Here is a 22,415-nt window from a genome sequence, read left to right as displayed (position 1 = left end):
CCAGACACCGCCCCCACGTAGCCCCGGTAAGCGCAGCGCCACCGGGGAGCAAACGGCGCCAGTGCCACAGGCCCGCCCTACCAGCCCGGTCAATAAGCTTTTTTATGTCTGCCATTGACCTGTACCGGGTGAATGACAGACATAAAAACAACGCCACCCGAAGGTGGCGTTGCCGTGGTTAATACTGGTCTCTGTCTAACCAGTTGCCGTTCTCTATCAGCGTAAAGCCCTCAACGGGGCGCTGATAGACATACATCCATGCGCTGCCATAAGGCGTCTGGATCAGGTGACGTGCGTACTCACCACCCTTGGTGCGCAGCGCGTCCAGTTCGGCCAGCGTTGATGCGTCAATACGATACACTTCACCATGTACTGTGCCTTCGCCCGGCACCGCGCCTGGATAGTGGCCCAGGCTGTACAGCTGATAATCGTTGACACTATGATCGCCCAGCCACTGAGCGTTGGTCATCCAGTGGCTGTTGCCTTGTTTGCGTCGTAAACTGCCGTAAACAAATATTCGCATTGCTAAAACTCAAACTGATAGAGCAAATCGAGAGCCTGGCCTACGCCAGACACCGCTTCCAGATATAGCTTAGGCATCAGGCGATAGCGTAACGTCAACGTCGCCAGGGAATCAAAGATCCCTACCCCATATTTTACCTGCAGACCCGGCAGCACATAGCCGCTGACCACCACCTGGGAGGAGTCGCCCACTCCCTCGGTATCCAGCGCCAGATTGCTTACGCCAAAAGTCTCGCCGATTTTACCCACAACCTGACCACTTTGTGCAACCCCCATACCAATAAGCATTGAGGTCATTGCGGCGCTATCGCTCTGTCCGCTGCTTAAACCCTGCCCTCGCAGCAGGTAAGAAAGCGCTTCTTGCTGCGACATAACCGGGTCAGAGAAAATCTCTGCTTTCGGCTGATCGGCCGAGCCGGTCACGCGAACGCCAGCGATCACGTCGTCTTCTGTCGCATCCGGGTTGCGAATGGCTTCGATATTCAACAGCGGTTGATCCGGCGGACCGGAGAACAGCAGCTCACCTTTACGCACAATCAGGTCCTGACCGTAGGCATGGAAGCGACCTTCCGGGATGTTAATCTGCCCGTTCAGGCCCAGCCCCTGTTTATCCTGAGCCACTTTTAAATCGCCGGTCAGACGCGCTTTCAGACCAAAGGCGTCGAGACGAACGTCGTTGCCAACGTGAATCGTCAGGTTACTGTTGATAGGGATACCGGCGCTCTGCTGCTTGATAGGCTGCAGATTTTTATCCAGCATCACTTCATCAGAAGAGACCCCAACGGCGCTCTCCGGCACTTCATTAACCACGATACGTGCCCAGGGGACATCAACGCGACCATCCAGGCTAAATAAACTCGGCGTAGCGGTAAAGACGACGTCCGGTGACACGTCCAGACGCACCATCGGCGGCACGGTAATCCGCACCCGGCTACCTTTGGCGGCTACCTGCGCCCGCCAGTTGTCGATCTGGGTCCAGTCGGCGTTGCCGCTCAGGCTGATTTGGCCCTGTTTGGTATTCACGGTGCCCTGCAGCGTTGAGCGGGTCCCGTTGAAATTCATCGCCAGCTGGCTCGGCTGCATATCAAACGGCATAAAGTTGCCGTCAACCTCCACACCGTTCAGCTGCATTTGACCGTACAGCTGCGGGCTCTGTACATTGCCGCCGAGGCGCAGGTTGGCATTGAGCTTCCCTTGCGCCTTCTCTCCCCGGGCGAAGATCGGGTTAATCATCGCCAGCGAGAAGTTATTGATATTCACATTACCGCCGAGGTTGCGGCGCCCCTGCGGGTCGGTAACCTGAACCTGCCCATCCAGCTGACCGTTGTTGGTCAGGCGAATCAGCCAGCCGAGCTGCGCACGGTTGTTATGCAGATCGGCCGTCAGGTTCAGCGTGTCGAAGGCCACCGGCAGCGGCGCATCGTTGACCGTCTGGGTGACTTTGACATTGCGACCGTTCAGCGTCACTTTACCCTGCGGCAGCCCCTCTTTGGTGGTGTCCCAGCTGACATCCGCATTGCCGCTGAATACGCCGCTGGCCTGGGTCGCCTCCGGCATAAACGGCTTCAGCATCGCCAGATCAAAGCGGTTAAGATTGACGAGCGCCCGTCCGCTGGCGCCGGCATCGATGGCCTGCGGCACGCATAGCTCAGCATTCGGGTTAGTCCAGCAGTGCGGCCCGATACTGATTTTCTGCTCGCGATTACGGTAATCCAGCGCGATGGCACGCGTCAGGGAGACCGGCCCAACCGGCGTCTGGAAGCGGGTATTGCTCAGCGTCCCTTTCCAGCGTTCCTCTTTACGATCGAAGCTCCCCGCCAGCGACAGCTGCCCGGAAACCGGATCGCCCTGCACTTTCAGCTGCAGGTCGTGTTGCTTCTCGTTCCCTTTGGCATTGAGCTGCACCAGACTGATATTGACGCCCGGCTGGCTGATCCGCTCAACGCGCACATCAAGATCGCCGCCGATCTGGTCGCTGGACTTCACATCACCCTTGACGTTGACCTGAGCGATGGCCAGCTCCTGCCAGCGCAGGGCGCGGGCGGAGATATCCGCCAGCAGCTGCGGCGCATCAACGGTGCCGCGCACCTTCAGCAGCCCCTTCGCCGTGCCGCCAAGGCCCGGCAGAGCATTGTCCAGATTAGGCGCATCGATGGTGGCATCAAGATTCAGATCTTTAACCCCCAGCTCGCCTTTCACCTCGGCGCTGTTCTTACCCAGCGCCAGGTGCAGCCCGGGGATTTTCCACTGCATGTAGCTGTTACCCTGCAATGAACCGCTGACATCGACCTTATTCTGCTTAACGTTACCGGTGATTTTCAGCTCCGGTACCGACATCTGCCAGCTTCCACCGTACAGGCTGCCCTGAGTTTTAATCATCCCGTTCAGCTTCGACGGCCAGTCCGGGACCTCTTTGGCGGTGTTGATGCCGTCGAGCGTCAGCTCGCCGCGCCAGCTGATGGCCTGCTGCCAGTCCAGCAGCGCTTTCAGTTCAGTTTTCCCCTCCAGCGCCGCAACGGTCAGCTTATCGAGGTTAACCTGCTGTTCGTTCCCTTTGGCGTTGAGGGTGATTTTCGCTGGCGGCAGCGATGGCCCCTTCACCGCGGTACTGAACGCCATGGTGTAGTCGGTCATCTTGCCGTTAAACTTCAGCAGCACATCGTCGGCCTGGAACTGTTTTTCGCCGCTGAACGGCCAGTACAGCTGTTTACTCTTCAGTTCCATATTCAACGGCAGTCCGGCTTCCGCCAGCTGCGCGTCAGCACGTAATGTCATCGCCACGGAACCGGCTAAATCCACGCCGATCTCCAGTTTTTTACGCACTTCGCCGCCGACGGTCAGCTTCACCTTCTCGCCTTTCAGCGGATCGATGTTCAGCGTACTGTTGAGGGTGATGTCCACCGGCCAGTTGTCCTGCAGCTGCGCGGTGCCCGATGCAGTGACCTTGCCCTGATCGGAGTCGATATCCAGGGTATCCAGCCGCATTTTCCCGTCGATACTGCTGACTTTCAGCAGCATATTGTAGACGGTCATATCGGTATCGCCGGTGACGCGCAGCTGCTCTCCGCGGAACGACTGGATATTCAGGTTCAGCGGCAGATGCACGTCGGCCATCTCCGGCAGCACCGGCCGGGAGAACAGCGCTTTCATCGTCTCGCCGAGCGGTTTTTCTTCCGGTTTCGGATTGTCGATCTTCGGTTCAACGACCTGCTCTTGCGCCACTTTTGCTACTTTCGGCAATGCGATAAGCAGCCCCTGCAGCGAGGTTGGCGTCAGGGTCAGATTCTTCTCCTGCCAGTTCAGACCGGTGGCGAAGTCGCGCAGCGAAACGGCGGTATCGTCAATTTTGACGTTGACGTTATGCAGCGCCACCCGGCTCAGAGTGATGGGATAAGGTGTGGAGAGATTCAGCGGGCCGCTATCTTCTTCTTTAGCCGGCGCCGCCGGCGGCATCTTGCTGGTGTCGATCGCCACGTAGATATCGCGCAGCGAAACATCGTTGACGCACAGGCTGCTGTCCCACAGGCAGCGCAGCCTGACGCCGAGGTGGAACTGACCAGCGGTGACCGCGACGCCCGGCTGTTCAAAGCGTACGTTTTGCAGCGTCAGATCACGCCAGCCACCGGTCACCTTGCCGATTTCCAGTCCGGGAACCCAGCGGTCCGCCGCCTTCAGCACCAGATGCAGGCCGCTGGTCGTGCCGACGAGGAATGCGACCGTCCCCAGCAGCAGGACCAAAAAGATCAGTACCCCGAGGCTTATCTTCTTCCATAAACTCATAATTCAGGCCCCAGACCGATGTAAAACTGTAAACCGTGCTCATCTTTGTCGCCGACCGGCGCGGCAATATCCAGCTTGATCGGGCCAACCGGTGACTGCCAGCGCACGCCGACGCCGGTGCCGGTTTTAAAATTGCTTTTACGGATATCGCTCACCGCTTCGCCGCTGTCAACGAAGACTGCGCCCCACCATTTTCCGCTGACGTTGTACTGATACTCCAGCGAACCGGTCGCCAGCTTCGAGGCCCCCATCAGTTTGCCATCGTCATCCCTCGGCGAGATCGATTTGTATTTATAGCCGCGAATACTGCGGTCGCCACCGGCAAAGAAACGCAGATCCGGCGGGACCTTGTTGAAATTATCGGCTTCAATCCAGCCGAGGTTGCCGCGCACCACAAAACGGTGGCGATCGTAGAGCGTGCGGATCCACACATCCTGCGCCTGGGCGACGATGAAGTTAATATCCGAGCCCCACATGGTGTTGGAGTAGTCCACCGAATAGCGCTGGGAGTCGCCCCAGGTCGGCATCAGGCCACCGCGGGAGCGGGTACGGTTGACCGACACCCCGGGATAGATAAGCATTGTGGTGTTGGTGACGTTAGCCTGAGTAAAGTGGTCGAGGCTCCAGCGCAGGTTCAGCGCGCGCTGCCAGCCGCTCGACATCTCCCAAAAACGCGATACCCCGAGGGTCGTGGAGTCGGCTTTCGTATCGTTAAGATCCGTACGTTTAAAGCCGCCCTGCATCAGGTAGTATTGCTCCAGCGGGCTTTTTAACAGCGGCACTTTATAGCTGAAATCAAGCTGCTGTTCAGGAGCGGAAAGGCTGAGACTGGAAGTCAGGCTATGCCCGTAGGAGTTCATCCACGGCTTTCTCCACGTCCCTTTGATGCGCGGCCCGACGTCGGTTGAGTAGCCGACCCCGGTTTCAACGGTATTCTCTTTACGCGGAGAGACTACGCCCTGCAAAGGCAGAACTTTGGTCTGTCGGGACTTTTCAAACTGCGGCGCCACAACCACGGAGCTGAACCAGCCGGTTGCCGCCAGCCGGCGGTTGAGTTCCGCCAGATCCTGCGAGGTGTAGTAGTCGCCCTGTTTGAACGGCACCAGATTTTGCAGATATTCGTCACGAATTTGCGAGCCTTCAAAAGTGACCGGACCAAAGCGATAGCGTTCGCCGCTGTTGTAGTCGATATCCCAGAAGGCCTGATGGCGGTCGAGAGAAACGCCAAGTTGGCTTTTAATGAATTCGCTGTCAAAGTAGCCCTTACGCAGCGCAACCCGCGTGAGCGAGCTCTTGAAGCTGTCATAATCGCCATGATCGAGGACGGTGCCGATAGCCGGGCGGTTTTTTAACAAATCCAGGTAGTCGCGGTCGGTGCGCGCACCGCCCCGCAGAATGACTTCCGTACCGCCAATACGTACCGGTTCACCTGGCGTGACTTTGGCAATCAGCACCTGTCGGCCTTTTTTCGGCGGCGGACGGAGGTCGAAAACGATTGTCGGTTCGTAGTACCCCAGGGCCTTCAACCCTTCGCGAATCGCATCATCAACGCGCGCACGAAAGCGGCGATCCGGCGTGACTTCGTCGCTCTGGATCGTAGAAAGTTGAGCCCGGACGTTTTTTTCCAGCTCCCCGGATAACCCCTCAACCTGCAAACGCACGCTCGCGGCGCTAGCGATCCCGCTGACCAGCAAAAGGCTGGTGATACATAACTGGCGGATTTGTAGCACGTTTTCTCCTGAATATCCTTGTTTCCCCCCGAAGGAAACGAAAGCGCCGTTCCACGGCTTAATAAACCCCCAACGACTTAGGGTTGAAAAAGAAACGCTAAACCAAATAATTCTTATGTTTAAATCTAGACGTATCGGGCATGTTTATTGTGTAAAAAGACACGCTTCGTTACAACCTTAACCACGACTTATGTTTTGAGAGGCCAACCGTGAGTCTATTTGATAAAACGCATCTTGTCGCCCAGGCGGATGCGCTGCCAGGACGCAACACCCCTATGCCAGTGGCAACACTCCACGCTGTCAATGGCCACTCCATGACCAACGTCCCGGACGGGATGGAGGTTGCCCTGTTCGCGATGGGCTGTTTCTGGGGCGTTGAGCGTCTGTTCTGGCAGTTGCCTGGCGTCTACAGCACCGCCGCGGGCTATACCGGCGGCTATACGCCGAACCCGACCTACCGTGAAGTCTGTACCGGCAATACCGGCCATGCCGAAGCCGTACGCGTCGTGTACGATCCGCAGATCATCAGCTACGCGCAGCTGTTGCAGGTGTTCTGGGAAAATCACGATCCGGCCCAGGGCATGCAGCAGGGCAATGATCATGGCACCCAGTATCGCTCCGCCCTCTATCCGTTAACTCCAGAGCAGGATCAAGCGGCGAAGGCCAGTCTGGCGCGTTTCCAGGCCGCTATGCGCGATGCCAACGACACGCGCGTCATCACCACGGAAATTGCCCCGGCGAAGCCGTTTTACTACGCTGAGGACGATCATCAGCAGTACCTGCACAAAAACCCGTACGGCTACTGCGGTATCGGAGGCATTGGCGTCTGCTTGCCGCCGCAGGCATAATACCGTTTAGCACTAAGGTGAATAATTAACGCTCTGGCGGCTTTACAGTCGCTTACGCTATACTAGCTGGCGTTATAGCCGGTCCAGAGCCTTCGGACCGGTTTTTTATGTATTCCACTATAGCGTTATCAACTTCCCTTCCGAGGATCTGGCCTCAACGGCTGGATAAACTATGTTAAACAGTATTTTAGTTATACTTTGTCTGATTGCTGTCAGCGCGTTTTTTTCGATATCGGAGATCTCGCTGGCCGCTTCACGTAAGATCAAACTCAAACTGCTGGCCGATGACGGCAACGTGAACGCCCAGCGCGTTCTCAAAATGCAGGAAAACCCAGGCACTTTCTTTACCGTCGTGCAGATAGGCCTCAACGCCGTCGCCATTCTTGGTGGTATCGTCGGTGACGCAGCATTCTCGCCGGCGTTTCACAGCCTGCTGAGCCAGTACATGTCTGTTGAGCTTTCCGAGCAATTGAGCTTTATCATCTCCTTTACCCTGGTCACCAGCCTGTTCATTCTGTTCGCTGACCTGACCCCGAAACGCATCGGTATGATTGCGCCAGAAGCCGTTGCTTTGCGTATCATCAACCCGATGCGCTTCTGCCTGTTCGTCTTCCGCCCGCTGGTGTGGTTGTTCAACGGCATGGCCAACAACATCTTCCGCCTGTTCAAAATACCGATGGTGCGTAAGGACGACATTACTTCCGACGACATTTACGCCGTGGTAGAAGCCGGCGCGCTGGCCGGGGTGCTGCGTAAGCAGGAACATGAGCTGATTGAGAACGTCTTCGAGTTGGAGTCACGTACCGTTCCGTCGTCCATGACCTCGCGTGAAAATATCATCTGGTTCGATCTGCACGAAGACGAGCAGAGCCTGAAGAACAAGGTGGCGGAACATCCGCACTCCAAATTCCTGGTCTGCAACGAAGATATCGACCACATCATCGGCTACGTTGACTCTAAAGATCTGCTTAATCGCGTGCTGGCGAACCAAAGCCTGGTGCTGACCGGCGGCGTACAGATTCGCAATACGCTGATTGTTCCGGATACGCTGACGCTGTCGGAGGCGCTGGAAAGCTTTAAAACCGCCGGGGAAGACTTCGCGGTGATCATGAACGAATATGCGCTGGTGGTGGGGATTATCACCCTCAACGACGTGATGACCACTCTGATGGGCGATCTGGTTGGTCAGGGGCTGGAGGAGCAGATTGTCGCTCGCGATGAGAACTCATGGCTGATTGATGGCGGCACACCGATTGACGACGTCATGCGCGTGCTGGATATCGACGAATTCCCGCAGTCCGGCAACTACGAGACCATCGGCGGTTTTATGATGTTTATGCTGCGTAAGATCCCGAAACGCACCGATGCGGTGAAATTCTCCGGCTACAAATTTGAGGTGGTGGATATCGACAACTACCGAATCGACCAGCTGCTGGTTACCCGCATCGACAACAAACCGACCGTGCTGGTGCCCAAGCAGACGGACGCTGCTGAAGATGAGCAAGGCGTAGCGTAGCGCTTGAGGTCTGAAACACTAACGGCTCCCATCAGGAGCCGTTTTTTTACCGCATAGCTATATCGTTATTCAGGTTAAGCCATCTCTGTTTGCAGACGCAAAACCTGACGATTGACTTCAGACATCACAGACAAATGCTGCTTGTCTTTAACCTTCGGGATAAGGATTTTGCCCTTATCAAATTCAAAAGCGCCAACATCCTTGATGTATAACCGTCCACGGAACAGGATCTTCACGTACTTCGCTACTTGCAGCGGATTGTAGCGTTGGAAAATTTTCATTGTTGTCTCCTGCCAGGGTTACGCTCTTGTGGTGCCACACTTGGCCCACGATTCGGGAGCGCAAATTTTAATGCCCTGAAACTATAGTCCAGAACTTCTGTAATACCCAGCATGCATAAGTTTATTTACCTTTTGATGACAATAATTAAGAACTTTCTTTTCAAACATACGTAAAAGCTAGTATAAGTCGCCGATTTCCTTCGAATATGTGCGTTATCACGCAAACTGGCACCCTGATTGCGTGTAATGCCGGGAAATCGCATTTATGCTTAAACGAGACCAAGTGGTCGGATCACCTGCATAAAAATAAGGACTCATCATGACCCTACGTAAGCTACTGGCGGTTTCCTGCCTCCTGTTCCCGCTGATGGCCTCAGCGCATAATTTTGTCGATGGTCAGCGCGTCGCGCCGGTTGGCATTGCCGACCGGGGAGAATTAATTCTGGATAATGATAAGTTTAGCTATAAAAACTGGAATAGCTCGCAGCTGGCAGGAAAAGTTCGCGTGGTGCAACACATCGCCGGACGCACGTCGGCAAAAGAGAAAAATGCCGCCCTGATCGAGGCGATTAAGGAAGCCAAATTCCCGCACGACCGTTACCAGACCACCACCATCGTTAATACCGACGACGCCATTCCGGGGTCCGGTATGTTCGTGCGCAGCAGCATTGAGAGCAACAAACAGCTCTACCCGTGGTCGCAGTTTATTGTCGACAGCAACGGCCTGGCCCGTAAAGCCTGGCAGCTGCAGGAGGAGGGCTCGGCGATTGTGGTGCTGGATAAAGACGGTCGCATTCAATGGGCCAAAGACGGCGCGCTCACCCAGGATGAAGTGCAGCAGGTGGTCGCCCTGCTGCACAAGTTGCTTAGTAAATAGAAACCCGAAAGCCGGGGTTGAGGAACGATTCACGCGGGGTATAGTCCAGAGTGCGCCCCTGCCAGTCGTGAACGTGCGCCCCGGCAGCCACCGCGACGGCATGACCGGCGGCGGTATCCCAGGTGCTGGTCGGCCCGAAGCGCGGATAAAGCTGGGCCTGACCTTCCGCCACCAGGCAGAATTTCAGCGACGAACCGATCGACGTGGTCTGATGTTCGCCAATATGTTCCAGATACTCCTGCAGTTCCGGATCGTTGCCGTGGGAGCGACTGATGACCACCAGCGGCGGCCGGGCATCCCGTACCTGAATCTGCTTACGCATACCGCATTCGTCTTTCCACGCCTTTCCACCTTCCGCGCTGTACAGCACCTTTAAGACCGGCGCGTAAACCACGCCAAGTACCGGTTTTCCTTTTTCAATCAAGGCGATATTGACGGTAAATTCACCGTTACGTTTAATAAATTCTTTGGTGCCGTCCAGCGGATCCACCAGCCAGTAGCGCTGCCAGTGCTGGCGCACCTCCCATCCGGGGGGATCTTCTTCGGAGAGCACCGGGATATCGGGCGTCAGCGCCAGCAGGCCGCTTATAATCACCTTGTGCGCGGCGAGATCCGCCGCAGTGACCGGAGAATCATCCTTCTTGCTGGCCACGTCCATCGGCTGCTTTCCATCATAGACTTCCATGATGGCATCACCTGCAATCCGGGCAAGTTGACATACTTGTTCTAACATTCTCCACCTCATCTGGTTACAGTGGCGTTAACTCGTTGTTTTAGTTATATCGCATCGGTGCGAGTTCCGCTATCTGTGATAACGATGGCGGTTTCATAAACCATTTTTCGGCATGATTCACATTTCTGTAAGCAACAGGATGTACATACATTTTCTTCTGTGTCATTGCTCATAAAAGGACGCCTCTGATGATTAAGTTTAGCGCAACGTTACTGGCCACGCTGGTTGCCGCCAGCGTGAACGCCGCGACGGTCGATTTGCGGATTATGGAAACCACCGATTTGCACAGCAATATGATGGATTTCGACTATTACAAAGACGCCGCAACGGAAAAATTTGGCCTCGTGCGCACCGCTACGCTGATTGAAAAAGCCCGCCTGCAAGTCAAAAACAGCGTGCTGATCGATAACGGCGATGTTATTCAGGGAAGTCCGCTGGGTGACTATATCGCCGCCAAAGGGCTCAACAGCGGCGATGTCCACCCGGTCTACAAGGCGATGAATACGCTGGATTACGCAGTAGGTAACCTCGGCAATCACGAGTTCAACTACGGTCTTGATTTCCTGCACAAGGCGCTCGCCGGGGCGAAATTCCCTTACGTCAACGCCAATATTATCGATACCAAAACCGGTCAACCGATGTTTACGCCGTACCTGATTAAAGAGACCACGGTGCAGGATAACGACGGCAAAACGCAGACCCTGCGTATCGGCTATATCGGTTTTGTGCCGCCGCAAATTATGACCTGGGATAAAGCAAACCTTAGCGGCAAAGTCACCGTCAACGACATCACCGAAACCGCGCGCAAATACGTTCCTGAAATGCGTGAAAAAGGCGCCGATGTGGTGGTGGTCATTGCCCACTCCGGTCTCTCCGCCGATCCATACCAGGCGATGGCGGAAAACTCGGTGTACTACTTAAGCCAGGTTCCCGGCGTGGATGCCATCATGTTCGGCCATGCGCATGCGGTATTCCCAGGGAAAGATTTTGCCAGTATTAAAGGCGCTGATATTGCGAAAGGCACCCTTAACGGCATTCCGGCGGTGATGCCCGGCATGTGGGGCGATCATCTCGGCGTCGTCGACCTGGTGCTGAATAACGATACCGGCAAATGGCAGGTCAGCCAGGCAAAAGCGGAAGCTCGCCCGATCTATGACGCGGTCGCTAAGAAATCGCTGGCGGCGGAAGATGCGAAGATGGTGGCGGTGCTGAAAACCGATCATGATGCCACCCGTGAATTCGTCAGCAAGCCGATCGGCAAATCCTCAGACAACATGTACAGCTACCTGGCGCTGGTACAGGATGACCCGACCGTGCAGGTGGTGAATATGGCGCAGAAGGCCTACGTTGAGCACTACATTCAGGGCGATCCTGACCTGGCTAAACTGCCGGTGCTCTCTGCCGCCGCGCCGTTTAAAGTCGGCGGCCGCAAAAACGACCCGACCAGCTTCGTCGAGGTGGAGAAAGGCCAGCTCACCTTCCGCAACGCCGCCGACCTCTATCTCTACCCGAATACCCTGGTGGTGATGAAGGTCAGTGGTAAAGAGGTGAAAGAGTGGCTGGAGTGTTCCGCCGGGCAGTTTAACCAGATTGACCCCGCCAGCAGCAAAGCGCAGTCGTTAATTAACTGGGACGGTTTTCGCACCTACAACTTTGATGTGATTGACGGCGTAAACTACCAGATTGATGTCACCCAGCCAGCGCGTTACGACGGCGAGTGTCAGATGATTCACCCGCAGGCTGAACGGATTCGGGATCTGACCTTTAACGGCAAACCTGTTGACCCCCAAGCCACCTTCCTCGTCGCCACCAATAACTACCGCGCCTACGGCGGTAAATTTGCCGGAACCGGCGATAGCCACATTGCTTTTGCCTCCCCCGACGAGAACCGTGCGGTGCTGGCGGCATGGATCGGCGCGGAGTCGAAAAAAGCGGGCGCTATCCACCCGGCCGCCGACAACAACTGGCGTCTGGCCCCTGTCCATAGCAAGGTGCCGCTGGATATCCGCTTTGAGACCTCTCCGGGTGAAAAAGCGGCGGCATTTATTAAAGAGAAAGCGCAGTATCCGATGCATCAGGTGGCCACCGATGATATCGGCTTCGCGATTTACCAGGTGGATTTGAGTCAATAACGATTGCCTTCCCCGCTCGCGCGACGCTTAACGGGGGCGCAAAGCAGGCGTTCCACGCGCGGCGACAGGCCGGATCAGATACTGCCGCCGCGATCCGGCTTCTCCCGTCAGGCGACGGCCTGCTCGTGGTTCGCCAGAACCGCGGGCAGATTCAGCTCAATCCAGTCCGCCAGCGCCGCCACTTTCGCGCTAACCTGCTCGCCAAGCGGCGTCAGACTATACTCTACATGCGGCGGGACGACCGGTCGCGAGACCCGGTTGATAAAGCCATCCTGCTCCAGCGCCTGCAGCGACTGAGCCAGCATCTTTTCGCTGACGCCGCCCATTTTACGGCGTAGCTCACTAAAGCGATGGGTTCCCCCGCGCAGCGCCACCAGGATTAACACCCCCCAGCGACTGGTCACGTGCTTCAGCACATCGCGTGACGGGCACTGCTCGGCAAACAAATTACCGTCGCGCATTTTTTCGCTCAGCGTCAACTTCGCCATTTTAACACTTACCTTTTTGTACGTACTTACTAAAAGTTAGTTAAGGTGTTAGCTTACCACAACTGTCACGCAACACGAAGGAGAAGACTGATGATCGCGATTACCGGTGCGACCGGCCAGCTTGGCCACCTCGTCCTACAAAATCTGTTAAAAACCACCGCCGCCAGCCAGATTGTGGCCATTGTGCGTAACCCGGCAAAAGCCGAATCCCTAAGCCAACAGGGCATTGTCGTACGTCAGGCTGATTATACTGATGAAGCGGCATTCACTGCGGCCCTGCAAGGGGTCGACAAACTGCTGCTGATCTCTTCCAGCGAAGTCGGTCAGCGTGCGTCGCAGCATCGTAATGTTATCAACGCCGCCAAAGCCGCCGGGGTTAAATTTATCGCCTACACCAGCCTGCTGCATGCCGATAAATCCCCGCTTGGCCTGCACGTTGAGCATGTTGAAACCGAGAAAATGCTCGCCGATTCCGCTATCCCCTATGCTCTGCTGCGCAACGGCTGGTACACCGAGAACTATCTCGCCAGCGCGCCACCGGCGCTTGAGCATGGCGTGTTTATCGGTGCTGCCGGTGAGGGCAAAATCGCCTCGGCGACCCGCGCCGACTATGCCGCCGCCGCCGCCCGCGTTATCGCTGAAGAGGGCCATGCCGGGAAGGTGTATGAACTGGCCGGCGATGAAGCCTGGACCCTGAGCGAACTTGCCGCTGAACTGAGCAAGCAGAGCGGTAAAAATGTGATGTATCAGAACCTGAGCGAAGCCGACTTCGCCGCTGCGCTGAAGAGCGTAGGCCTGCCGGCAGGGCTGGCGGACATGCTCGCCGACTCCGATGTCGGCGCCGCCAAAGGCGGTCTGTTTGACGACAGCCGCACCCTGAGCGCGTTGATTGGCCGCCCGACGACACCGCTGGCTGAGAGCATCAAAGGCATTCTGTAACGGTTACAAAAAGGTTAATTTTTGTAGCTTCCCGACGGACCATCCCCAATAATAACAGGATATCCGTCGGGAGAAACGCAATGCAGGGCGTACCGGAACAGTTCAGCGATGAGAGAGACAGCGCACGCTTTCGCCATCCGGCGCAGCTGCCCGGCGTTGAGCTGTACCATGCCCATATCTCCCGCTACGCCTTCGAGCCCCATACCCATGAAGCCTTCGGCATCGGTGCGATAGAACTCGGCGCCGAGCGTTTTCGCTATCGCGGCAGCCAGTATGTCGCTCCGGTTAACTCCGTCGTTACCATGAACCCTGACGAACTGCACACCGGAGAAGCGGCCACCGCCGACGGCTGGCGCTACCGTATGGTCTATCTGGAACCGCAGATGCTGGAAGAGGTCACCGGCGTGCGCCACTGGTGGTTCAGTGAGGTGGTACGTCAGGATCCGCAGCGCTCGCAGCGGCTCTGTCAGCTTATTTATGGCTTATGGCATACCGACGATCCGCTGGCGCAGCAAGGTCTGTTGCTCGACGTGATCGATACCTTCCGCCCGCTGGCCCATCACGCCCCGGTTATCGCGGAAGCCGCCCACCGTTTCGAGCGCGTGCGCGACTACCTGCATGACAACTATATGCACGCCGTCTCCCTTGATCAGCTGGCGCAGGTTGCCGCCCTGAGCCCGTATCACTTTCAGCGCCAGTTTAAGGCCCATTTCCACGTCACGCCCCATCAGATGCTGATGGCCATTCGCCTGTGGCGCGCCAAAGCCTTCCTCACCCACGGAATGCCCGCCGCCGAAGTGGCTGCCGCCACCGGTCTTACCGACCAGTCGCACCTGACCCGCGCCTTTACCCGCCGCTACGGCATCACCCCGGTGCGCTATCAAAAGCAGGTCGCCCGGCGCTAAAGCGCAATCTCATACAATATTCCCGACGCGGCCTCTTCTACACTTTAGCCAACGAAAAGCGGCGCGGATGGCGTAATGATTAGTGGTGTGTTGTATGCCCTGCTGGCAGGGATGATGTGGGGGCTCATATTCGTCGGCCCGATGCTGGTGCCGGAATACCCGGCGGTCCTGCAATCCATGGGACGCTATCTGGCCCTGGGGCTGATTGCCCTGCCGCTGGCCTGGCTCGGTCGCGCGCGACTGCGGCAGCTTTCCGGGCGAGACTGGTGGACGGCGCTGGTGCTGACCATGACGGGCAATCTGATCTATTACGTATGTCTTGCCAGCGCTATCCAGCGTACCGGCGCCCCGGTTTCCACCATGATTATTGGCACGCTTCCGGTCGTGCTGCCGGTGATGGCTAACCTGCTCTACAGCCAGCGTGACGGTAAGCTGCCGTGGCGACGCCTCTTTCCGGCGCTCTCCTGTATCGCCGTCGGCCTGGTGTGTGTCAATATTGCCGAACTGCGCCAGGGGTTGCCCAATTTCAGTATCTGGCGCTACGGCGTCGGTATGGGTCTGGCACTGGTATCGGTGGCCTGCTGGGCCTGGTACGCGTTGCGCAATGCCCGCTGGCTGCGGGAAAACCCGGATAAGCATCCGATGATGTGGGCGACGGCGCAGGCGCTGGTGACGCTACCGGTCTCGCTGGTCGGCTATCTGATTGCCTGCGGATGGCTGCATGTTCAGCAGGTCGGCTTCCCGCTGCCCTTTGGCCCACGTCCCCTGCTCTTTGTGACGCTGATGCTGACCATTGCCGTCCTCTGCTCCTGGGTCGGCGCATTGTGCTGGAATATCGCCAGCCAGAAGCTGCCGACGGTGATTCTCGGGCCGCTCATCGTCTTCGAAACGCTGGCTGGCCTGCTGTATACCTTCCTGTTGCGGCAAAGCATGCCGCCGCTGCTGACGCTCAGCGGCATCCTGCTGCTGGTTGTTGGCGTGGTCTACGCGGTCTGTTCCCGGCCACAAAAACCGATGGTTGTGGCGCGGGTCTGCGAGACTAAAAAATAGCCTGCTATCCGAAAGGGGTATTTCCTTACCTATAAGATGCATTTAATATACATCTTATATTTTTAAAGACGAGGTATCCGCTATGGCTTTTCGTGACCAACCTTTAGGCGAGCTGGCGTTGACGATTCCGCGCGCCTCCGCACTCTTTCGTCAATACGATATGGACTACTGCTGCGGCGGCAAACAGACGCTGGAACGCGCCGCATCGCGTAAGGAACTGGACGTCGCGGTGATTGAAGCCGAGCTGGCCAGACTGGCGGAAGAGCCGATAGAGAAAGAGTGGCGCGTCGCGCCGTATGCGGAGATCATCGACCATATCATCGTTCGCTATCACGACAGGCATCGCGAACAGCTGCCGGAGCTTATCCTGCAGGCCAGCAAAGTGGAGCGCGTGCATGCCGATAAGCCCAATGTGCCGAACGGCTTAACCAAATACCTGACCATGCTGCACCAGGAACTCTCCAGCCATATGATGAAAGAAGAGCAGATCCTGTTCCCGATGATCAAACAGGGCATGGGGACTCAGGCCGCCGGTCCCATCAGCGTGATGGAAAGCGAACACGACGACGCGGGCGAGCTGCTGGAAGTGATTAAGCATGTCACCAACAATGTCACCCCGCCGCCGGAAGCCTGCACCACGTGGAAAGCGATGTACAACGGCATTAACGAATTGATTGACGACCTGATGGAACACATCAGCCTGGAGAATAACGTTCTGTTTCCGCGTGCCCTCGCCGGAAAATAAAAAAGGCGCCCGCAGGCGCCCTCGACATTGTCAGTCTGATTGGCCACTCCGGTGGCCTTTTTTATGACGGGCCGTTGCAGGCAACGTTAAAAATCTCTGCCGAAGATTTTTTATTTCGCCAGACGCTTCTTACCGGCAAAGAACCAACCTGCCGCCAGCAGAACGAACCACAGCGGGGTGACGATCAGCGCTTCGCGCGTGTCGGTTTCCAGGGTCAGCAGCACCAGCACGAAGACGAAGAACGCCATACAGACCCAGCACATCAGCTTACCCAGCGGCATCTTATATTTTGACTGCTCATGCAGATGCGGACGCTTTTTGCGGTAGACCAGGTACGAGCACAGGATAATGGTCCAGACGAACATAAACAGGATCGCCGATACCGTGGTAATCATGGTGAAGGCGGCAATCACGCTCGGGTTGACCATCAGCATCACCACGCCGCCCAGCAGGCACATACAGGAGAAGGTCAGCCCTTTCGCCGGTACCGCCCGTTTCGACAGTTTGGCGAACATCGACGGCGCCTGGCCATCCTGCGCCAGACCGAACAACATACGGCTGGTTGAGAACACGCCGCTGTTAGCCGAAGAGGCAGCCGAAGTCAGCACCACAAAGTTAATCAGGCTGGCCGCAGCCGGCAGCCCCACCAGCACAAACAGCTCAACGAACGGGCTCTTAGTCGGCACCACGGAACTCCACGGCGTCACCGACATAATCACGATCAGCGCGAAGACGTAGAACATAATAATACGCAGCGGGATCGAGTTAATCGCGCGCGGCAGGGATTTTTCCGGATCTTTGGTTTCTGCAGCGGTGGTCCCTACCAGCTCAATACCGACGAATGCGAAGACCGCTATCTGGAAGCCGGCAAAGAATCCGCTGATCCCTTTCGGGAACCAGCCGCCGTCATTCCACAGATGGGCAAAAGACGCCTCCACGCCGGTCGGCGATTTGAAATGCATCATCACCATCACCAGGCCGACCACAATCAGCGCCACAATGGCGACGATTTTGATCATTGCGAACCAGAACTCCATCTCACCGAACATTTTCACGGTGGCAAGGTTAAGGCTCAGCAGCAGCAGGATAACCGCCAGCGAAGCGACCCAGTCGGAAAGTCCAGGGAACCAGAACTGGGCGTAGGCGGTAATCGCCACCACGTCGGCCATCCCGGTCACCACCCAACAAAACCAGTAGGTCCAGCCGGTAAAATAGCCCGCCCACGGTCCCAGAAGGTCAGCGGCAAAATCACTGAACGACTTATATTGCAGATTCGACAGCAGTAATTCGCCCATCGCGCGCATCACGAAAAACAGCATAAAGCCGATAATCATATAAACAAAAATAATGGATGGCCCGGCGAGGCTGATGGTTTTGCCGGAGCCCATAAACAGTCCGGTCCCGATGGCGCCGCCGATAGCAATAAGCTGAATATGTCGATTCGTGAGATTTCGCCGTAGCGATTGTTCAGTCGGAGCCTGCTCTTCGGCAGCGACTTTAACCTGATCTACCATGTGATTTTCTTCCTGTTGTACCTGTCTGTGTTGTTCAGGCTCTGATGGCCCGTCATTCGTCATTACCCTGAAAAAAAGGGTTTATCGATATTAGGTAAGAATCGGAGGGATGAATACTATGATTTAGATATAATGTTAATTTTATGTTTAAAGTGAGTGTTATATCACTCCCGCTGCGCGAAACAGCTCACAAAAATACACCTAAAAAGCCTGAGTGCAACATAAAATTCCAGAAAATTTCCAACTTAAGTATTTTGCGCTATTTTTATTCGCTCCCTCCCCCTTAAGGGAGAGGAAGCACCTGCTGATTAGATAATATCCAGCAGTTCAACTTCAAAAATCAGGGTGCTGAACGGAGGAATAGAAGCTCCTGCACCGCGCTCGCCATAGGCCAGGTTGTGCGGAATAGTCAGTTCCCATTTGGAACCCACCGGCATCAGGGTCAGAGCTTCAATCCAGCCGCCGATCACGCCGGTCACCGGGAACTCAGCCGGTTCGCCGCGGGCTACAGAGCTGTCAAATACGGTACCGTCGATCAGTTTACCGGTGTAATGTACACGGACGCGGTCGGTACGCGCCGGGATCGCGCCTTCGCCCTGGGTCAGAACGCGGAACTGCAGACCAGATTCGGTGCTGTTCACGCCTTCACGCTCGCGGTTTTCATCGAGGTATTTCTGACCATCGGCCGCCATCTCCTGGAAACGCTCGCGACGTACCGCGTCAGCACGCTCGTGGATTTCACGCAGCGCGCGGTGAACGGCTTCCACCGGCACCTGCGGCTGATTGCCTTCCAGCGCATCGGCAATGCCGGCAACCAGTGCTTCAGGCAGCAGCCCCTGCAGGCCGGATTCGCTCAGCTGTTGTCCAACCTGCAAGCCGATACCGTAACTTGCCTGTGCTTCAATAGTGTCAAAAGTCGGGGTTGCCATCTTCTTTCCTTATTTTTCGGGGGGAAATTTCACACTCGACGGATTCCAGACAGCAAGAAGGCGGCATGCAGATGATTCACCGGCAGGACAGGCCACAGTGTGACCAGTGCAGGCAGGCGCAGCCAGCGCATCAGCGACTCGAAAGACGACGAGTATAAAGTGGTGGGCAGCATATCAGCCATCGTCCGATGGGTAAAACTTTGTCGCGGAGATGATGACAAATCTGAGGGAAACAGAAACAATAGGGATATCAGGTTAACCTCACGAAACATATCTTTGTCTCGGCCATCAGGAAGTTAGCCATCTATACTCTACGGAGCAGGATAAAAATATGCGGAGCAGGAGGAAAGCCATGCCCGGGCGCTTTGACATCACAACTACCCTGGCGAAGATCTGGCACGCCCCGGATCATATTCGCATTATGGATCCGCTGCCGCCCATGCATCGCCGGGGCATCATTGCCGGCGCGTTGCTGGTGATTATCGGCATACTGCTCCCGTCAGAGGACAGCGGTAGCCCACGACAAAGTGGCCGCGAAGCCAGTATCGACCTGCAATCGCAGTCCCAGCCGCCATCTTCCCAACAGGCCATGCCGCTGCCGCCGATTACCACCACGCCGACGGTCAATGACGCCGATCAGATGGCGCCGGTAGCGCCGGAGCCGGTTCAGGACGAGCCGGTGGATCAGGGACAGAGCCAGGCTTACTCTCAGCCCTCTCAGCCGCAACCGCGACAACAACAGCAACATTCAGCTGCGGGGATTGAGCAGCAGTGGCGCACCTACCGCATAGAAGCGGGTAAAACCCTGGCCCAGCTGTTCCGCGACCATAATCTGCCGCCCACCGACGTCTATGCGATGGCCCAGGTAGAAGGTCCGGGCAAACCGCTCAGTTCGCTGCAAACCGGGCAGACGGTGCAAATTCGGCAGAATGCCAATGGCGTCGTGACCGGCCTGACAATTGATACCGATAGCGGACAGCAGGTGCTGTTCACCCGTCAGGCGAACGGCAGTTTTATTCGCGCGCGCTAATCGTCGGAAAAAATCCACTGGTCATGCCGGGTATCATGCCCGGCCCGTGCAGAGACACCCTCTCCCGCTCCCGCGTCCTTGATCCTGCTTCATTATGTATCGCGTCGCGTCCGCTTATAGCAATGCCTCCCACTCAAAGGATGGGTCATTGACGGCCTGATATGGCCATTTTGTCAGGAGAGAACAACAGAAGGGGGAGGCAGAAAAGCAAAACGCCGGCACAAGGCCGGCGTCTCGACGCAAACTGAGTAAAAAATTACTCAGCTACAACGTTAACAACCAGTTTCGCGAAGACTTCGCTGTGAACCTGGAAGTCCACTTCGTGCTCACCGGTGGTGCGCAGAACGCCGTTCGGCAGACGAACTTCGCTCTTAGCAACAGCAACGCCAGCTGCAGATACAGCGTCAGCGATGTCGCGGGTACCGATGGAACCGAACAGTTTACCTTCGTCGCCAGATTTAGACGCGATGGTAACGGTGCCCAGTGCGTTGATTGCTTCAGCACGTGCGTTAGCAGCGGCCAGAACGTCAGCCAGTTTGGCTTCCAGTTCAGCGCGGCGCGCTTCGAAGAATTCAACGTTTTTCTTGGTAGCAGGAACAGCTTTGCCCTGCGGTACCAGGAAGTTACGAGCATAGCCCGCTTTAACGTTAACCTGATCACCCAGGCTACCGAGGTTTGCTACTTTATCAAGCAGAATAACTTGCATTACCTTATCCTCTCAAAGTCGTATTAATGGACCGTGACCGATTACTGATGACGATCAGTGTACGGCAGCAGGGACAGGTAGCGTGCGCGTTTGATAGCGCGAGCCAGCTGACGCTGATATTTTGCACGGGTACCGGTGATACGGCTTGGGACAATCTTACCGCTTTCGGTGATGTAGTTTTTCAGCGTTGCGATATCTTTATAGTCGATCTCTTGAACGCCTTCCGCGGTGAAACGGCAGAACTTGCGACGACGGAAATAACGTGCCATTTGGCTAGTCTCCAGAATCTATCAATTCAATCTGCTCGGCATGCAGAACCATTTTGCTCAGGCCGTTCTTTGCCTTGTGGCAAGAGATGAACCCCTGAACGGTCACTGCGCTACCGACCGTTATACTGTGAGTAATGGCCTGGTTTTCGTGTCCGCTAATAATTACGGGCATTTGACACCATGCCTGCCGGTGAAAACCGGCTTCCTCCTGCACTGAACGATGCTCAAGCACGAACTGGCAGTGTGGAATTCCTGACGGGCTGACCTTACGCAGTGGCGTCCTGCAAACTATGCCGGACAGCTCCAGACGATTGGTCATCAGGATTACTCTTCAGAATCCCCAGCTTCAGAATCATCTGCGGTTTCGTTTGCGAAATCTTCGCGACGCTCACGGCGCTCGTCTTTCGCTTTAACCATCGGAGATGCTTCGGTAACAGCGTGCTTAGTACGCATTACCATGCTGCGGATAACGGCGTCGTTGAAGCGGAAGTTAGTTTCCAGCTCATCGATCGCTTCCTGCGGAGCTTCAACGTTCAGCAGAACGTAGTGAGCTTTGTGCAGTTTGTTGATCGGGTAAGCCAGCTGACGGCGGCCCCAGTCTTCCAGACGGTGGATCGTACCTTCTGCTGCAGTGATTGCACCAGTGTAACGTTCGATCATACCCGGAACCTGTTCGCTCTGGTCAGGATGGACCATAAAAACGATTTCGTAATGACGCATCGAATTGCTCCTTACGGATTATTCAGCCTCCTGTCTGGGTCAGCCGCGGCCCATGGAGGCAAGGAACGTGTTAAAGGGCGGCCGAAAAATTGACGCGTCATTCTACTTTCGTCGCTCTGGGAAGACAAGCGAATTGCGCAAATAATTCGCACTAACGGTAAAGCCGCGCTAAGTCAGTGATTTAAAATTAATCAACGACACCAGCGACACTTTTTTGAACAACTTCATCAGAAATGGTCGCGATACCCACCGTCGCCAGAGATTACACTTAAATCAGAGCTATCGATAACCCCGGAGGATCCCGTATTTAACGCCAGCATGGTCGACAGAACGTCAGGAGCGTAGAGTATGAAATACATCATCATTGCCGCTACGGCTGCGCTTTTACTGAGCGCCAACGCGCTCGCAGCCATCAAGATCGATGGGCGCCAGGCACGCAACATGGACGATGTGCAGAGCCTGGGCGTTATCTATATCAACCATAATATGGCGACGGAGCAAGAGGCCGACAAGGCACTTAATCAGCTGAGCGATGCGCAAGGCGCAAAATATTTTCAGCCGATCCTGATTCACGAACCGCAAAGCAACGGCGTGATTCATGCCAGCGCAGCCATTTATCGCTAATCCCCTCTCTCTTTGACTTCGCCCGATAATCAGGGCGAAGTTTTAATGCAATTGAGCATTACTTTTCCTTGTAACGG

Annotated in this window: 22 protein-coding genes; 10 read left to right on the top strand and 12 right to left on the bottom strand. The window is 56.0% G+C overall.

Annotated elements, in window-relative coordinates:
• Positions 1-178 precede the first annotated feature (178 nt).
• The 3 genes from CWM52_RS19440 to tamA are packed head-to-tail and all read right to left on the bottom strand — an operon-like array spanning position 179 to position 6,032.
• The gene (locus CWM52_RS19440) at positions 179-523 is read right to left on the bottom strand and encodes a gamma-glutamylcyclotransferase family protein (RefSeq protein WP_004857174.1); all 345 of its coding nucleotides are present in this window, start codon (positions 521-523) and stop codon (positions 179-181) included.
• A gap of 2 nt (positions 524-525) precedes the next feature.
• A complete protein-coding gene (gene tamB, locus CWM52_RS19435; RefSeq protein ID WP_100685594.1) occupies positions 526-4,302 on the bottom strand; it encodes an autotransporter assembly complex protein TamB in 3,777 nt (1,258 codons plus the stop codon).
• Positions 4,299-6,032: an autotransporter assembly complex protein TamA gene (gene tamA, locus CWM52_RS19430; RefSeq protein WP_100685593.1), complete on the bottom strand. Its 1,734-nt coding sequence runs from the start codon at positions 6,030-6,032 to the stop codon at positions 4,299-4,301. Before tamA ends, tamB begins: the two co-directional genes overlap by 4 nt.
• A gap of 209 nt (positions 6,033-6,241) precedes the next feature.
• On the opposite strand from tamA, the gene msrA reads away from it, so the two are divergent.
• Together msrA and CWM52_RS19420 are read left to right on the top strand one after the other, a co-directional pair.
• Positions 6,242-6,880, top strand: a complete 639-nt coding sequence (msrA, locus tag CWM52_RS19425; protein WP_100685592.1) for a peptide-methionine (S)-S-oxide reductase MsrA — start codon at positions 6,242-6,244, stop codon at positions 6,878-6,880.
• Between the two features lie 172 nt (positions 6,881-7,052).
• Positions 7,053-8,396, top strand: a complete 1,344-nt coding sequence (locus tag CWM52_RS19420) for a hemolysin family protein (RefSeq protein WP_100685591.1) — start codon at positions 7,053-7,055, stop codon at positions 8,394-8,396.
• 74 nt (positions 8,397-8,470) lie between these two features.
• On the opposite strand, the gene CWM52_RS19415 is transcribed toward CWM52_RS19420, so the two are convergent.
• Positions 8,471-8,677 (bottom strand): DUF1107 domain-containing protein, encoded by a 207-nt coding sequence (locus CWM52_RS19415; RefSeq protein ID WP_004857160.1) that lies wholly within the window; start codon positions 8,675-8,677, stop codon positions 8,471-8,473.
• A 319-nt stretch (positions 8,678-8,996) separates the two neighbouring features.
• Between CWM52_RS19415 and CWM52_RS19410 the strand changes: the two genes are divergently transcribed.
• Positions 8,997-9,554 carry a YtfJ family protein gene (locus tag CWM52_RS19410; protein ID WP_100685590.1) on the top strand — a complete coding sequence of 186 codons (558 nt, stop codon included), beginning with the start codon at positions 8,997-8,999 and terminating at the stop codon, positions 9,552-9,554.
• Here the strand turns inward: CWM52_RS19410 and cysQ are convergent.
• A complete protein-coding gene (gene cysQ / locus CWM52_RS19405; RefSeq protein ID WP_100685589.1) occupies positions 9,544-10,287 on the bottom strand; it encodes a 3'(2'),5'-bisphosphate nucleotidase CysQ in 744 nt (247 codons plus the stop codon). The two genes, CWM52_RS19410 and cysQ, sit on opposite strands and share 11 nt — an antisense overlap.
• 188 nt (positions 10,288-10,475) lie before the next feature.
• Between cysQ and CWM52_RS19400 the strand changes: the two genes are divergently transcribed.
• Positions 10,476-12,419, top strand: a complete 1,944-nt coding sequence (locus CWM52_RS19400) for a bifunctional 2',3'-cyclic-nucleotide 2'-phosphodiesterase/3'-nucleotidase (RefSeq protein WP_100685588.1) — start codon at positions 10,476-10,478, stop codon at positions 12,417-12,419.
• 107 nt (positions 12,420-12,526) lie between these two features.
• Here the strand turns inward: CWM52_RS19400 and CWM52_RS19395 are convergent, their stop codons facing one another.
• A complete protein-coding gene (locus tag CWM52_RS19395) occupies positions 12,527-12,907 on the bottom strand; it encodes a winged helix-turn-helix transcriptional regulator (RefSeq protein ID WP_100685587.1) in 381 nt (126 codons plus the stop codon).
• A 90-nt stretch (positions 12,908-12,997) separates the two neighbouring features.
• On the opposite strand from CWM52_RS19395, the gene CWM52_RS19390 reads away from it, so the two are divergent.
• From CWM52_RS19390 to ytfE, 4 genes are all read left to right on the top strand, one after another.
• Positions 12,998-13,846, top strand: coding sequence for an SDR family oxidoreductase (locus tag CWM52_RS19390; protein WP_100685586.1), 849 nt, complete (start codon positions 12,998-13,000; stop codon positions 13,844-13,846).
• Positions 13,847-13,926: 80 nt separating this feature from the next.
• On the top strand, positions 13,927-14,751 hold the full coding sequence (locus CWM52_RS19385) for an AraC family transcriptional regulator (RefSeq protein ID WP_100685585.1): 825 nt from the start codon (positions 13,927-13,929) through the stop codon (positions 14,749-14,751).
• Between the two features lie 75 nt (positions 14,752-14,826).
• Positions 14,827-15,801, top strand: coding sequence for a DMT family transporter (locus CWM52_RS19380; protein WP_100685584.1), 975 nt, complete (start codon positions 14,827-14,829; stop codon positions 15,799-15,801).
• Positions 15,802-15,883: 82 nt separating this feature from the next.
• A complete protein-coding gene (gene ytfE / locus CWM52_RS19375) occupies positions 15,884-16,546 on the top strand; it encodes an iron-sulfur cluster repair protein YtfE (protein WP_100685583.1) in 663 nt (220 codons plus the stop codon).
• A gap of 110 nt (positions 16,547-16,656) precedes the next feature.
• Here the strand turns inward: ytfE and cycA are convergent, their stop codons facing one another.
• Positions 16,657-18,060 (bottom strand): D-serine/D-alanine/glycine transporter, encoded by a 1,404-nt coding sequence (cycA, locus tag CWM52_RS19370; RefSeq protein ID WP_100685582.1) that lies wholly within the window; start codon positions 18,058-18,060, stop codon positions 16,657-16,659.
• A gap of 308 nt (positions 18,061-18,368) precedes the next feature.
• Complete coding sequence (fklB, locus tag CWM52_RS19365) at positions 18,369-18,989, bottom strand: FKBP-type peptidyl-prolyl cis-trans isomerase (protein WP_015585317.1); 621 nt, start codon at positions 18,987-18,989, stop codon at positions 18,369-18,371.
• A 352-nt stretch (positions 18,990-19,341) separates the two neighbouring features.
• Between fklB and CWM52_RS19355 the strand changes: the two genes are divergently transcribed.
• Positions 19,342-20,019, top strand: a complete 678-nt coding sequence (locus CWM52_RS19355; RefSeq protein WP_100685581.1) for a LysM-like peptidoglycan-binding domain-containing protein — start codon at positions 19,342-19,344, stop codon at positions 20,017-20,019.
• Positions 20,020-20,275: 256 nt separating this feature from the next.
• Here CWM52_RS19355 and rplI read toward each other — a convergent pair whose 3' ends face one another.
• The 4 genes from rplI to rpsF are packed head-to-tail and all read right to left on the bottom strand — an operon-like array spanning position 20,276 to position 21,714.
• Positions 20,276-20,725 (bottom strand): 50S ribosomal protein L9, encoded by a 450-nt coding sequence (gene rplI / locus CWM52_RS19350; protein ID WP_015368607.1) that lies wholly within the window; start codon positions 20,723-20,725, stop codon positions 20,276-20,278.
• Positions 20,726-20,766: 41 nt separating this feature from the next.
• Complete coding sequence (gene rpsR / locus CWM52_RS19345; RefSeq protein WP_000135199.1) at positions 20,767-20,994, bottom strand: 30S ribosomal protein S18; 228 nt, start codon at positions 20,992-20,994, stop codon at positions 20,767-20,769.
• 4 nt (positions 20,995-20,998) lie between these two features.
• The gene (priB, locus tag CWM52_RS19340; protein ID WP_004857121.1) at positions 20,999-21,313 is read right to left on the bottom strand and encodes a primosomal replication protein N; all 315 of its coding nucleotides are present in this window, start codon (positions 21,311-21,313) and stop codon (positions 20,999-21,001) included.
• Between the two features lie 5 nt (positions 21,314-21,318).
• Complete coding sequence (rpsF, locus tag CWM52_RS19335) at positions 21,319-21,714, bottom strand: 30S ribosomal protein S6 (protein WP_004098001.1); 396 nt, start codon at positions 21,712-21,714, stop codon at positions 21,319-21,321.
• Between the two features lie 348 nt (positions 21,715-22,062).
• On the opposite strand from rpsF, the gene CWM52_RS19330 reads away from it, so the two are divergent.
• On the top strand, positions 22,063-22,338 hold the full coding sequence (locus CWM52_RS19330; RefSeq protein ID WP_100685580.1) for a DUF1471 domain-containing protein: 276 nt from the start codon (positions 22,063-22,065) through the stop codon (positions 22,336-22,338).
• Positions 22,339-22,415 lie beyond the last annotated feature (77 nt).

Origin of the sequence: Raoultella sp. T31 (assembly GCF_002806725.1) — a bacterium.
Classification (GTDB): Bacteria; Pseudomonadota; Gammaproteobacteria; order Enterobacterales; family Enterobacteriaceae; genus Klebsiella; species Klebsiella electrica.
The sequence above is the reverse complement of the archived record's forward strand: the minus strand, read 5'-3'. Positions and strand labels throughout refer to the sequence as shown.